We start from the raw sequence: 13249 nt of genomic DNA, 5'->3' as shown, positions 1-13249 counted from the left end.
AACGGGTAAGCCCGAAGGGTGCGGGCGGGAACCCCCCGGCCCCCATTCGCCCTCCCTGGTAGACCTTGCGGTCCAGGGAGGGCCCGTGCGCCCGGACCGTCAGGGCTTGACCGTGACGTTGATCTTGAAGGAGCGCTCCACCACGCCCGGCGTGAACGCCTTGGCGAGGAAGAACTCCACTTCGAAGTTGCCGGGGTTGCGCGGCGTGAAGAAGAACTCGCGCGTGGCCGGGCCGCCCGCGGCCCCCGGCTCGAAGTTGGCCTCGCGCAGCCCCACGCGCTTGGCCAGCGTGGGCTCGATGGCCCAGGTGGCGCCGGGCTGCTCCTGGAGGCGCACGGTGAGGCCGTGGTTGAGCTTCACCTCCACGGACGCGGGCACCTCGCCCTCGACGTGCACCAGCTCCATCTCGTCGCGCGACACCGAGCGCGCCTCGGAAGGACGCGGCTCCACCGTCTCCGCGTTGATGCGGCCGCCCCAGCCGGACGTCTTGTCCACCACGCCCGTCACCTGGAGCGTCTGCCCCACGTGCTTGCGCAGGCCCTTGCTGGCCGCCTTTCCCTCGATGGCGAAGGACACCTGCTGGCGCGTGCCGCCGTTGGACACCACGAGCACGAAGTCCTCGCCCATCATCTCCAGGTTGCCCCGGATGCTGGCGAAGCCCTTGATGCCGGCGCCCATGCCCGCGGCGACGGCCATGGAGACCTCGCCGGGCGACAGGTAGCGCAGCTTCGGCTCCGTGTCCGCGGGCGTCGGCGAGACCTCCTCCACCTCCGGCTTCTTGGCGGAGTACTTGCGCACGTCCACCACGCCGCTGTGGTTGGTGGTCTTCTTGATGAGGCCGCTCACGGAGACCTTGTGGTCCACGTAGGCCGGCAGGACCTCCTGATCCGGCCCCTGCAACAGGAACGTCAGCTCGCGCTTGTCGCGGCCCACGACGACCAGGTGGGGCAGCTCGCCGCTGAGGACGAGCCGGCCCTTCAAGCTGCCCTCGCCCGTCACGCCGCGGCCCTCACCGGCGGTGAGCAGCTGCTCCATCTCGCGCTTCGTGAGCGGCTCGCCCACCGGCGGAAGCTTCGTCGCGCGCGGGCGCGGCTTCTCCACGGGAGGCGCGGCGGGGACGGTCGGAGGGGCCTTCGCGCCCGCCTTGCCCGCCGCCTTCTTCGCGGGCGCGGCAGCGGCGGGCTTCGCGGGCGCGGGCTTCGCGGCGGGCGCGGCCTTGCCAGGCTTCGCGGGGGGAGCCGCCTTGGCCGCCGCCTTCTTGGCGGCCGCGGGGGCCTTCTCCACCTTCTCCGCCACGGACTTCTTCGCCGCTGCGACCTTCCCCTTCGCCCCTTCAGCCACCGCCTTGACGACCTTCGTCGCGGCCGTCGCCACCTTCTTCGAGGCGTTCCTGATCAGATCCAGGCGGGCCGCGTTGTCCTTCTTCGCGGTAGGCTTCGCACCGGCTTTTGCAGCGGGAGTCGGCTTCTTCGCCCCGGACTTGGGCTTGGCCATCGACGCTGTCTCCTTGAGAATTTCCCGTGTGGTATCAACGGGTTGGCGGGACGCCCCTGCTGTTGGACGCGAGCCTCGCGATCACGGTTGCTTGTAACGATGATCAGCAGGGCTGTCAAACTAACACTTGATTTTCCCACGGACTTTGGGTGGGAGACGGACATGAGTGACGCCCCCGCATTGCTGCCGGTGGAGGAGGCCCGGGCGCGGCTCCTCGGGCTGTGCGCGCCGCTGCCCACCGAGTGGGTGCCCGGGGATGACGCCCTGGGGCGCGCGCTGGCCGAGGACGTCCACGCCCGCCGCACCCTGCCCCCCTGGGACAACTCCGCCATGGACGGCTACGCGGTGCGCTCCCAGGACGTCGCGGGCCCCCTGCCGGTGCGCCTCACGGTGGGCGAGACGGTGTTCGCCGGCGGACACCCCACCCGGGAGCTCACCCCCGGCACCTGCGCGCGGATCATGACCGGGGCGCCCCTGCCCCCGGGCGCGGACGCGGTGGTGATGCGCGAGCGCACCCGGTCCGCGCCGGACGCGCCGGACGCCGTGGACATCCTGGAGGCCGCGGGGCCGGGGAGCTTCGTCCGTCCCCGGGGCGAGGACGCGAAGGAGGGGGACGTGCTGCTGCGGCGCGGCACGCCGCTGGGCATCCCGGAGCTGGCGCTGCTCTGGGCGCAGGGCCAGGGCGCGGTGCCGGTGCCCCGCCGGCCGCGCGTGGCGGTGCTCTCCACCGGCGACGAGCTGTGCCGGGTGGACGAGCCCCCTGGCGACGGCATCGTGGACGTCAACGCCCCCGCCCTGGCCCTGGCCGTGCGGCGCGCGGGCGGCGTGCCCACGCTGCTGGGCATCGCCCGGGACACGCGGGAGGCCGTCCAGGAGGCCCTGTCCCGCGCGGAGGGCTTCGACGTGGTGCTGACCAGCGCCGGCGTCTCCGTGGGCGACCACGACTTCGTGAAGGACGCCCTGGAGGCCCTGGGCGTGAAGCGGCACTTCTGGCGCGTGGCCATCAAGCCCGGCAAGCCGCTGGTGGTGGGCCAGCGCGGCGGCGCCCTGTTCGTGGGGCTGCCCGGCAACCCCACCTCGTCCCTGGTGACCTTCGAGCTCTTCGTGCGCCCCGCCCTGCGCCGGCTCCTGGGCCACGCGGACGTGGAGCCGCCCCGGGTCACCGGCCGCCTGGAGGGGAGCCTCTCCAAGGCCCCGGGGCTCGCCCACTTCGTGCGGGTCACGGCCACCTGGCGGGCGGGCGAGCTGTGGGCGAAGCCCCTGGGGACTCAGACGTCGGGGGCCCTGCGTTCAGCTGCGGCAGCCACCCATCTGCTCCACTTCCCCCGGGAGCTCAGCAGCGTGACTGATGGCTCCCATGTGGAGCTGGTTCCCCTCTCGTGGGTCGCTTGAGCAACGCTGCCCCCTCCGCCTCATCCAAACAGGCGGGTTTCACCACCCCCATCGGGGTGTCACCTTGACTTGCATCCGATGGGGCGAGAAGTAACGGCCCCCTTCTGGGAGACGACCTACCATGTCCGACACTCGCACACCCCAGATCCTGCCGACCCGGAAGCCAACCCAGCACCTGGAGCGGTACTCGGAGGCGGACGTGCCCACGGCCCGCGGGGTGCTGAAGACCATCGTCTTCCGCGACAAGCGCAACGGGCGCGAGCACGTGGCGCTGGTGGTGGGCGAGCCCAAGGGCCTGGAGGGGGTGCCGGTGCGCATCCACTCCGAGTGCCTGACGAGCGAGGTGTTCGGCAGCCTCAAGTGCGACTGCCGCGAGCAGCTGGACCGGGCGCTGGACTTCGTGGCCCAGAACGGGCTGGGCGTGGTGCTCTACCTGCGCCAGGAGGGCCGGGGCATCGGCCTGGGCAACAAGATCAAGGCCTACGCCCTCCAGGCGAAGGGGCTGGACACCTACGAGGCCAACCGCCAGCTGGGCTTCGCGGACGACTTGCGCTCGTACGACATCGCCGCGGAGATGCTCCGGTCGCTGGATGTGCGGTCGGTGGACCTGATCACCAACAACCCGCTGAAGATCGCCGGGCTGGTGGAGGAGGGCGTGGCGGTCCGTCGCCGAATCCCTTCCCGGACCGAGCACAATCCGCATAACGTCGACTATTTGAGGACGAAGCGCGAGCGTACGGGGCACCTGATTGAGCTCTTCGCGGAGGACGACGACACGGAAGCCAAAGCCGGCTGAGCGCCCGGCCCGGCGGAGCACCGCGCGCTTCGAGGTGCGCTTCTGGGGGGTGCGCGGTTCCATCCCCTCGCCCGGCCCCGCGACGAAGCGCTACGGCGGCAACACGCCGTGCGTGGAGGTCCGCTGCGGCAATGAGCTGCTCATCTTCGACCTGGGCTCCGGAGCGCGGGGCCTGGGGGACGCGCTGGCGGCGACGCGAAAGCCCGTCAAGGCGTCCATCTTCATCTCGCACTACCACTACGATCACCTGCAGGGCCTGCCGTTCTTCTCGCCGATGTTCTCCCCGGCGAACGACGTGACGCTGTACGGCTCCCCCCGCGACGGCAAGTCGCTCAAGGAGATCCTGGCCGGGCAGATGGTGCACCCGTACTTCCCGGTGACGGCGGAGGAGGTGTTCCGCACGCGCCTGGCGTACCGGGACGTGGTGGTGGGCGAGGACATCCCGGTGGGCAAGGTCGTCGTGCGCACGCTGGAGCTGAACCACCCGGGCGGCAACGTGGGCTACCGCGTGGACTTCGGCGGGCGCTCGCTGGTGTACGCCACGGACGTGGAGCACGGCACCGCGCTGGACGCGAAGCTGTTCGACTTCGCGCGGGGCGCGGACGCGCTCATCTACGACTCCATGTACACGGAGGACGAGTACCGCGGCCGCAACGGTCCGGCCCGCACGGGCTGGGGCCACTCCACCTGGGAGGCGGCGGTGCGCGCGGCGGACGCCAGCGAGGTGAAGCAGCTGGTGCTCTTCCACCACGACCCGGGCCGCGACGACGCGGGCATGGATCAGCTGCTGCGCGAGGTGCGAAAGCACCGCAAGGCCACCATCGCCGCCAAGGAGGCGATGGTCCTCGAGCTGTAGCGGCGGTCACGGCCCGGGCGCGCGCAGCGCCCGGGTCACCGTCTCTCGCAGCCCCCGGAAGGGCAGCCGCGCGAGCGCCGTGGGCACGTCCACCCACTCGAAGGCGTCGTGCTCCGGGCCCAGGCGCACCTGCGTGTCCGGCGCGGCGCGCACCGCGAAGCCGTGCTCCTCCACCAGCCTCGGCGGCAGCGCTTCTCCCAGCGCGAACGCGTGGCGGTAGGCCAGGTCCACGACGGGGAGCGCGAGCCCCGTCTCCTCCGCCACCTCGCGGCGGGCGGCGTCCGCGGGGGACTCGCCCGGCTCCAGGCGCCCCGTCACCGTCTGCCAGAAGCCGCCGCGCTCCGGCGTCCGGCGCAGGAGCAGCACGCGCGCCTCCGGCCCCCGGCCGTGCACCACGGCGACGCTCACCGTGCGCAGGTCCACCGCGCCGTCCACGCGCCGCGCGTCGAAGACCTGGGTGAGCTCGCGCGCGAGCACCTCCTCCACGTCCGGGACGGACACCGGGTGGCCCAGCTCGCGCTGCATGGAGGTGACGCCCGCCTCGCGGATGCCGCACGGGACGATGAGCTGGAAGTGCTCCAGGTTCGTGTTCACGTTGAGCGCGAAGCCGTGCGTGGTGAGCCAGCGCGACAGGTGCACGCCAATGGCGCCGATCTTCCGCGCGTCCGGCGAGCCCTCCTGCCCCAGCCACACCCCCGGCCACTTGGGGATGGCGCCCGCCGTGAGCCCGAAGGCCGCGAGCGTCTGGATGAGGCCGCGCTCCACGTCGCGCACGTAGCGGCGCACGTCGCGGCGCTCGGGCGGCAACAGGAGGATGGGGTAGCCCACCACCTGTCCGGGGCCGTGGTAGGTGACGTCGCCGCCGCGGTTGGTGTCGAACACCTCCACGCCCTCCTGCGCGAGGCGCGCGTCGGTGGCGGTGATGTTCTCGCGCTTCGCGGCGCGGCCCAGCGTGAGGACGGGCGGGTGCTCCAGCAGCAGCAGCGCGTCCCCGATGCGCTCCTGAAGGCGGGCCTCGCCGAACAGGTGCATCAGCTTCAGCCCGTCCTCGTACTCCACCCGGCCCAGGCGGAAGACGGTGAGCGTGTTCATGGTGATCCCTTTCGCCCCCCTCGTGGGTTGTGGGATGGCACGGCGGGCGTCTGGGCCGCCTCCAGGCTCCAGCTGCCCGCGTAGACGCGAGCCAGCAGCGCCTGGAGCTCATGCCCCGCGCGTGGAGAGCGGACCGCCTCGGCCGCGAACGCGCCCAGGACCTCTTCCGACAGCGTGACCGCGGGCTGGCGCAGGGCCAGGGAGCGGCGGGCCACTTCGACCAGCTCCGGCACCGTGGGGCGGCGCACCGGGAGCAGCACCTGCACGCGCTCCAGCAGGGACACCGGCACGAGGCCCTGCACCGCTTCGATCATCCCGGCGGTGGTGGGGACGGGCAGGCTTCCGCCGTCCCCTCGCACCCACAGGCCCAGGGACGACGCGGCGCCCCGGGCGCTCATCACCACCGCGCGCGCCGGGTGGCTGGAGAGGAACGCGGTCAGCGTGGCCTGGGCCCGGGGCTCCAGGCGGTCCACGTCCTCCACGAGGAGCGGCTCGGTGCCCTGCGTGGAGTCCAGCGCGTCCACGGTCGCGAGCACGCCCTGGCCGCGCCGCTGGAGCGACTGGAAGAAGAGGCTCTTGCCGCAGCCCTCCGGCCCGACGAGCAGCAGGCAGCGCGCGCCCGCGTGGAGCGTGCGCTCCAGCAGGGTCTTCACCTCGTCGTGGCCCACCATCTCCACGGCCCCGGCGCGCGGCTCCTCCGCCACGGGCTCGCGCACCGCGGGCGCCGCGGCGACGCCGCCCAGCAGGGCCTGGGATTCGCCCAGGCAGCCCTTGCAGATGAACGCGCCCGCCGGGCCCGCCACCAGGTCGCCCACCTCGCCCCGGGGGCGGCAGCAGAACGAGCACCACGCGTCCAGCGCCGGATCCGCACGGGTGGGCCCCCGCTCGATGAGGCGCTTCTCGCGCCGACGGCCCCGCGTCGGCTCGGCGGGCGCGGACGCGGCGTCCTCGTCCGGCGGGCGCAGGAAGCCACCAGGGACGACGGAGTCCTCGTCCGGCGGGCGCAGGAGGCCGCTGGGGATGGCCGCGTCCTCGGCCCCGGAGGCGCGCAGCAGCCCGGTCGCCGGGTCGAGCGCGTCTTCTTCGGGGGGCATGAGCATGCCGCCAGGGACCACGACGTCGTCTTCACCAGCGCCGCGGTTCCCACCCGGGCTGACGGCCTGCGTCCGCCCGGACTGGGACCGCTGCTCGGTCGACGCGGCGCCCTTCGATGAAGTCGACGAGGCATCGCCGCTCGGAGCAGCATGCCGTTGGCCACCAGGAGCGGGAGCCTCCCGCTCCACGTGCGGGCCGTCCCCCTCGGTCCCGGCGGCATCCCCGGGCCGGGGAGCCGGGCTCGTGGCGTTGGCCTCGGAGGCGAGCCCGCCAGGAGGGGTGACCCCGCTCGGGGCGCACGGCGCGGCGGTGGACCCGCCACGCGGGGTTCCTTCGGGCTCGGGAGCCAGGCTCGTGGAAGCGGGCCCGTCATGCGGGGTGACCGCTTCAGCCGGCGACGGCGCGCCGACGGCGGCGATCCTCCCGGCGAGCCTGGGCAGGCCGGGCTCGGTGGCGAGCGGTGTGCCGCCGGTCACGGTGGGGTCCTCGTGGGCCGCCAGCGCGTGCGCCGCCGCGTCCGCCTTGTCGTTGAACGCGGCGGACACCTCATCGCTCCAGCTCACCGAGCGGAAGGTCATCGCGTCCTTGTTCCCCGCCATGGCCGCGGTGAAGGCGGGGCTGACGTCCGGCGCGCGGGCCTTCAGCTGGCGCGCCTGCCTCAAGAGCTGCGAGGCGCGCGAGGCGTGTCCGGACTTCTGGTACAGCGCGGCGGCCCGCTCCAGGCACTCCGCCGCTCGCGCGCGGTCCCCCTGGAGCTCGGCGGTCTGCGCGGCGCGGATCAACTCACGGGGATTGTCGGCCATCGCGGATGCCCGCCTTCAGCGCTGCTCTTCCGGAGGTCCCCCGCCTCCCGGCCGCCCCCCGGAGCTGGAGCGGTCGGGAGTCCCCACGACGCGTGCCCTCACGCCATCGCGAGGAACAACAGGTCCGGCGCTTCCAGGTACTTGATGATCTCGTACACGAAGCTCGCCGCGACATCGCCGTCGATGACGCGGTGGTCGCAGGACAGCGACAGGTTCATCATGTCCCGAACCACGACTTGGTCGTCCTTCACCGCCGGGCGCTTCTTCAGCTTGTGAACGCCCAGGATGCCCACCTCGGGGTGGTTCAGGATGGGCGTGGCGAACAGGCCGCCGCTCTGCCCCAGCGAGGTAATCGTGAAGGTGCCGCCCGTCAGCTCCTCCATCTTCAGCTTGCGGTCGCGCGCCGCCGCGCTCAGGCGGGAGATCTCCTTCGCCAGCTCGCCCAGCGTGAGCTGATCCGCGTTGCGCACCACCGCCACCGTGAGGCCGTCCGGCGTGGCCACCGCGATGCCGATGTTGTACTCGCCGCGCACCACCAGCTCCTGCGCCGCCTCGTCGAAGTTCGCGTTGAGGTGCGGGAACTTCTTCATCGCGGCGATGGTCGCCTTCACGATGAACGGCAGGTACGTGAGCTTCGTGCCGTCCCCGGCCGCCGCCAGCTGGCTGTTGAGCCGCGCGCGCAGCGCGACCAGGTCCGTGGCGTCCACCTCCTCCACGAACGCGAAGTGCGGCATCGTGAACTTCGAGCGCACCATCTTCTCGGCGATCTTCTTGCGCAGCCCGCGCAGCGCGATGCGCTCGTCGCCCTTGCCGGAGGCCACCGGCGCCGCCGGGCGCGCGGCCTGCGGCGCGAGGGCCGCGACCTCGTTCTTCTTCGGCGCGCCGGTGCCACCCTCCAGCGCCGCCACCACGTCCGCCTTCGTCACCCGGCCCTGCGGCCCCGTGCCGGAGATCTCCGCCAGGTCCAGGCCGTGCTCGCGCGCCATGCGGCGCGTGACGGGCGTGGCCAGCACCTTCGTGGCCTGCGCCGGGGCCGCGGGCGCCGCCTGCGCGGGGCTCGAGGCCGGAGCCGAGGGAGCGCCGTGCGGCGCCGGGGCGCCGTGGGCCGGCGCCTCCGCCGGGGGCGCGCTCCCCTCCAGCTCCAGCGTCACCAGCAGCTGGTGGACCTTCGCCATGTCGCCCTCACGGCCGTGCGTCTGCACGACGCGGCCGGCGTGGGGGCTGGGCACCGTGACGGTGGCCTTGTCCGTCATCACCTCGGCGAGCACCTGGTCTTCCTTCACCAGGTCGCCCGCCTTGACGTGCCACTTCACGAGCTCGCCTTCCGTCACGCCTTCACCGAGGTCCGGGAGCTTGAATTCGAAAGTCGCCATGAGGGGGAGTGTCTCTCTCGGGTTGGGGAAGGGGTGCGTCCGGTCAGCCGAGTCGCTCGACGCGCTCGCGCTCCATCAGGCCCTTCATGAAGAACTCGGCGGCGCGGTAGCTGGAGCGCACCAGCGGCCCGGAGGCCACGTAGAGGAATCCGAAGGACTCCGCCAGCGTCTTGTACGCCTCGAACTGCGCGGGCGTCACGAAGCGCTCCACGCGCAGGTGGTACTGCGACGGCTGGAGGTACTGGCCCAGCGTGAGCACGTCCACGCCCACGTCGCGCAGGTCCTTGAACGTGCGCTCCAGCTCCTCGTCCGTCTCGCCCAGGCCCACCATGACGGACGTCTTGGTGTAGACCCGCTCCGGGCGGTTCTTGAGGTACTCCAGCACGCGCAGGGACTGGCGGTAGGTGGCGCGGCGGTCGCGCACCGTGGGCGTCAGCCGCTCCACCGTCTCCACGTTGTGCGCCACCACGTGGGGCTTCGCCTGCGCCACCGTGGCCAGGTCCTCTTCCCTCCCCTTGAAGTCGGGGATGAGCACCTCCACGAGCGTGCGCGGGCTCTCCTTGCGCAGCTCCCGGATGGCGGACGCGAAGTGGCTGGCGCCCCCGTCCGGGCGGTCGTCGCGGTTCACCGACGTGACGACGATGTACTCGAGGTTCATCTCCCGCACCGCCTGCGCCAGATGGATGGGCTCCATCGGGTCCAGCGGCGGGGGCGCCCCCACCTTCACGTGGCAGAAGCGGCAGGCGCGCGTGCACACCTCGCCCATCAGCATCACCGTGGCGGTGCCTCCGCCCCAGCACTCGGCGATGTTCGGGCAGCGGGCCTCCTCGCACACCGTGGCCAGCCCCACCCGCTTCACGATGGCCTTCACCCGCTCATAGCCTTCGCCATGAGGCAGGCGCACCTTCAACCACTCGGGCTTCCGGGTGCTTTCTGGGACCTGTGGGAGAGGAAACCGATCAGGAGTCGCCATGGGTCGCGGGCCTTCTAGAAGGTGGGTGAAAGCAGGGTCAAGCGTGAAGCCCTAACGCCTCGCGTTAGCGCAAGCCAACCCCGAGGACAACTTCCAGCAGGTGTAACGCGGTGGACAGGGCGCGGCCATGTGGGGCGGGCAGGCCCATTCCGCCGTCGCCCACGATGAAGAACCCGGCCCCCGAGCGGCGGGGGCGCCTCCTCGCCCACCTTCCGGGCGACAGCCCACATGGCTTCGCGCTCCGGTTCGCGGCCCGGCCCCCGGAGGTGCGCGCTGGGTGAACCGTCGCGACAAGACAGCGGCGCCCGACCCTCCCAAGCGAGGACCGGGCGCCGCCGGGACCGCGTGCACGGGGGATTACTGACCGAGCACCTGCACCTCGATGCGGCGGTTCTGCACGCGGCCCTCGGGCGTGTCGTTGGAGGCGATGGGATTCGCGTCCCCCTCGCCGCTGACCTCGATGCGGTCCTGAGGAATACCGCGGCGCACGAGCGCCCGGCGCACGCTCTCCGCGCGGCTCTCCGACAGCTGGCGGTTGGCGTCCGCGTTGCCGGTGGAGTCCGTGAAGCCATTGATGCGCACGCGCGCGTCGGACTTCTCCTCCATCACGTCACCCAGCTCGCCCACCATGCGCTGGCTCTTCGCGGTGAGCTGCGAGGAGCCCGTCTTGAACTCCACGCCCTCCAGCACGAAGCCCTGCTCCGCGCTCGGGCCATTGAAGGCCTCGCGCAGGCTGTCGGCGTCCGTCACGCGCATCTTCTCCTGGCCGGAGCCGCCAGTGCCCTCGTCCTCCTGCTTCCCGGTGTCCGCCGCGCCCGCGGTCTGCTTCTCCGCGTCACCGGAGCCGCCGGTGCCCTCCTGGGGCTGCGTACCGGCCCCTCCCGTCGCGGGCGGGGTCGGCTGCTCGGCCCGCGGCGGGGTCGCGGGCTGCGTCGCCGGCGCGGGCGGGGGCGGCGTGGGCTGGGGCGCCTGCGCGACGCGGTTCTGCGCGGGCGGCGGCGTGGTGCGGCTCACCGGCGTGGCCCGCGCGGGCTCGTGCCTGCGTCCGCGCAGGGCGCCCCACGCGAGCGCGATCAAGGCCAGCAGGGCCAGCGGGATCGCCCAGCCGGCGATGCTCTTCTTGCGCTCCGGCGGGCGGTTGTAGGTCGCACGAGGCGTCGTCTCGCGCACGGTGTGCGTCTCCCGCACGGGCGCTGTCTCACGGACCTGCGACACGGTCTCGCGGTGGGGCTCGATGACCTCCGCGACCGCGTGGCGCGCACCGCCGAAGCCCAGGATGCCGCCCAGGCCGGCCGGCAGCGCGGCGGCGATGTTGTTGCGCTGGCCGTTGAGCATCTGCATCAGCCCGGACGCGCCCATGCGCTGGTCGCGCACCTGCTTGCCCAGCACGCCCATCAGCATGGGGGCGGCGAGGGACAGCAGCCGCATCGACGAGCCGGAGTTGCGCATCCCGCCGAAGCGCGTGAGCGCCTCGGTGATGCCGCCCAGCTTGTTGCCGAAGAGGCCGCTCAGCATCCCCTTGCCCCGCTCCTCCTCGTCGAGCAGCCCCTCGGCGACGCCGCCCGCGCGCGGGGGGGCGTCAGGGCCGGTGAAGCCTCCCTCGTTGAGCTTTGTCAGCAGGCGGTGGGCGCCGGCCTCGTTTCCCCCCTGGTCCACGACGCCCGCGGCCACGGCGGCGATGGCGCCGGGAAGCGCCTTGGTGGTCGCCTGCGGATCCTCGCCCAGCGAGCCGCTGACCTTCTGGAGCAACCCCTTCTGCATGAACTGTGATCCGACTGCTTCGATCAGATTGAACGCCATGTGATGCCTCCCGGTTGGGTTCCGCACCGGGATGGCCGGTGCGCGAAGCCAGCTCCCCACCGGACCGCGCGGGGCTGAGGGCTCTGAGCAATCGATACGGAGCCCCCCGAGTGCTGGTAAGCCCTTTACAGAGGGGCGTGGGAGAGCCCCCGGAGGCCCGTCACCTTCGCGGACGACTGCGAACGAGGGAGCCGTCCAGCCCCCGCGTTCACTTGCTCTGCGGCTTGTCCAGGAGGGCGCGTGGGAAGTAGTGCGCGAGCAACTGCTCCGCGGTCCATCCCTGACGTGCGAGCAGGGCCGCGCCGGCCTGGCAGAGCCCGACGCCATGGCCGAGGCCCTGCCCTTCGAGGAGGGCCTGGTCCCCCCCCAGCGTCAGCGAGAACCGCGCGCTGCGGATCCGATCCCACCCGGCGCGGGCCCCGAGCGCGCGGAAGAACGCATCCCCGCGGGCGTCGCGTCCCGATGCGCGATCCACGACGCGCACCACCGCGCCGCTGGAGTCCCGGTCCAGCAGCAGATCCTCCACCTGTGACGGCCCCCCGAGCGCCTCCGACGCGGCGGCCGACACCAGCGAGCGCGGCACGACGGCGCGCCATGGCGACGGGGGGCATTTGTCCGGCACGGCGGCGGCGCCGGTGAGGTCCGGCGCGCCGAACACGGCCACGGGCTCGGCCGTGTGTCCGCCGCAGCTGGCGTGGAAGGGAGCGAGGGCAATGGCCCCCCCGGGCAGTCGCAGCACCATGCCCTCCGTGGAGCGCGCGGCATCGCGGGCGCGGCGCAGGTGGCGGGCGAAGCCCTCACCGCGAAGGACCTGGCAGTGGGTGAGGTCGCAGGCCCGGGCCTCGTCGTGCCGCTTGCCGGAGGCGAGCACGTAGCTGCGGGCGGTGATGGCCTGGGCACGGAGCGCTTCGAAGGGCGTGTCGACCTCGGTCTCGCTCGCGGTGACGGCGGCGACGTAGGTCTCCAGCGCGAAGGTGGCGACGACGATCAACTCACCGTCCCGGGCCGCCAGCGACAGCGAGGCCTCGTAGCGCCGATCCAGGCCCCGGCCCCGGACGCGCCAGTTCCCCGCGGCGAGCCGCAGGGCGTGAGGCTGAGGGTGGCCATCCACGACGAGGGTGTTTCCCGAAGCCACGGCCTCCAACGAGCGAGGACCGTCGAGCCGCAGGCGCACGGGCCGGTGCTTGGAGAGGATCCGCACGTCGACCCGCGTATCGGGCGAGGGCTCCCGCGCATGGGCGTCAGGCTCGAAGGAGCTGCTCGCATCGGCCGGTGCGCGGACCGCGGGCGACGAACGCGCGTGGCGCGAGCGACCGGCCACCGGCTTCGCTTCGTCTCGCGCGGTTGACGCAGCCTTCCGCTTCGCCGCGTGGGCAGGCGCGAACCTCACCACGCCTGCCGCGCTCCTGCCGCTCCTTACGCGGGTCAGGAACGAAGCGCGCGGTAGCCGATGGGGCGCCGACCTCGATGGGGCGACCGCCTGTCGCTCCGCGAACGCAAGGACCACGCTCCCTGGGAATCGCACCCGCGCGGTGTCAATCGCGGGTGCCCCCTCGCACCGCGAAGGCGCGGCGT

Annotated in this window: 10 protein-coding genes; 3 read left to right on the top strand and 7 right to left on the bottom strand. The window is 72.8% G+C overall.

Features of this window, described 5'->3' with window-relative positions:
• Positions 1-99: 99 nt before the first annotated feature.
• Positions 100-1494, bottom strand: coding sequence for a protease inhibitor I42 family protein (locus U8525_RS01485; protein ID WP_374260088.1), 1395 nt, complete (start codon positions 1492-1494; stop codon positions 100-102).
• Positions 1495-1656: 162 nt separating this feature from the next.
• On the opposite strand from U8525_RS01485, the gene glp reads away from it, so the two are divergent.
• The 3 genes from glp (at position 1657) to U8525_RS01470 (ending at position 4538) form a co-directional block, all read left to right on the top strand.
• On the top strand, positions 1657-2886 hold the full coding sequence (gene glp, locus U8525_RS01480) for a gephyrin-like molybdotransferase Glp (protein WP_374260086.1): 1230 nt from the start codon (positions 1657-1659) through the stop codon (positions 2884-2886).
• A gap of 121 nt (positions 2887-3007) precedes the next feature.
• The gene (gene ribA / locus U8525_RS01475) at positions 3008-3682 is read left to right on the top strand and encodes a GTP cyclohydrolase II (RefSeq protein ID WP_374260084.1); all 675 of its coding nucleotides are present in this window, start codon (positions 3008-3010) and stop codon (positions 3680-3682) included.
• 34 nt (positions 3683-3716) lie between these two features.
• A complete protein-coding gene (locus U8525_RS01470; protein ID WP_374260082.1) occupies positions 3717-4538 on the top strand; it encodes an MBL fold metallo-hydrolase in 822 nt (273 codons plus the stop codon).
• Between the two features lie 6 nt (positions 4539-4544).
• Here the strand turns inward: U8525_RS01470 and lipB are convergent, their stop codons facing one another.
• From lipB to U8525_RS01440, 6 genes are all read right to left on the bottom strand, one after another.
• Positions 4545-5630, bottom strand: a complete 1086-nt coding sequence (lipB, locus tag U8525_RS01465; RefSeq protein WP_374260079.1) for a lipoyl(octanoyl) transferase LipB — start codon at positions 5628-5630, stop codon at positions 4545-4547.
• Complete coding sequence (locus U8525_RS01460) at positions 5627-7528, bottom strand: ClpX C4-type zinc finger protein (RefSeq protein WP_374260076.1); 1902 nt, start codon at positions 7526-7528, stop codon at positions 5627-5629. Before U8525_RS01460 ends, lipB begins: the two co-directional genes overlap by 4 nt.
• Positions 7529-7626: 98 nt before the next feature.
• A complete protein-coding gene (locus U8525_RS01455; RefSeq protein ID WP_374260073.1) occupies positions 7627-8901 on the bottom strand; it encodes a dihydrolipoamide acetyltransferase family protein in 1275 nt (424 codons plus the stop codon).
• A 43-nt stretch (positions 8902-8944) separates the two neighbouring features.
• A complete protein-coding gene (gene lipA, locus U8525_RS01450) occupies positions 8945-9874 on the bottom strand; it encodes a lipoyl synthase (protein ID WP_374260071.1) in 930 nt (309 codons plus the stop codon).
• Positions 9875-10231: 357 nt separating this feature from the next.
• On the bottom strand, positions 10232-11674 hold the full coding sequence (locus tag U8525_RS01445) for an OmpA family protein (RefSeq protein ID WP_374260068.1): 1443 nt from the start codon (positions 11672-11674) through the stop codon (positions 10232-10234).
• 208 nt (positions 11675-11882) lie between these two features.
• Complete coding sequence (locus U8525_RS01440; RefSeq protein WP_374260066.1) at positions 11883-12875, bottom strand: SpoIID/LytB domain-containing protein; 993 nt, start codon at positions 12873-12875, stop codon at positions 11883-11885.
• Positions 12876-13249 lie beyond the last annotated feature (374 nt).

The organism is Corallococcus sp. RDP092CA (assembly GCF_041903675.1).
Lineage (GTDB): Bacteria > Myxococcota > Myxococcia > Myxococcales > Myxococcaceae > Corallococcus.
This window is presented reverse-complemented; position numbering and strand designations above follow the sequence as displayed.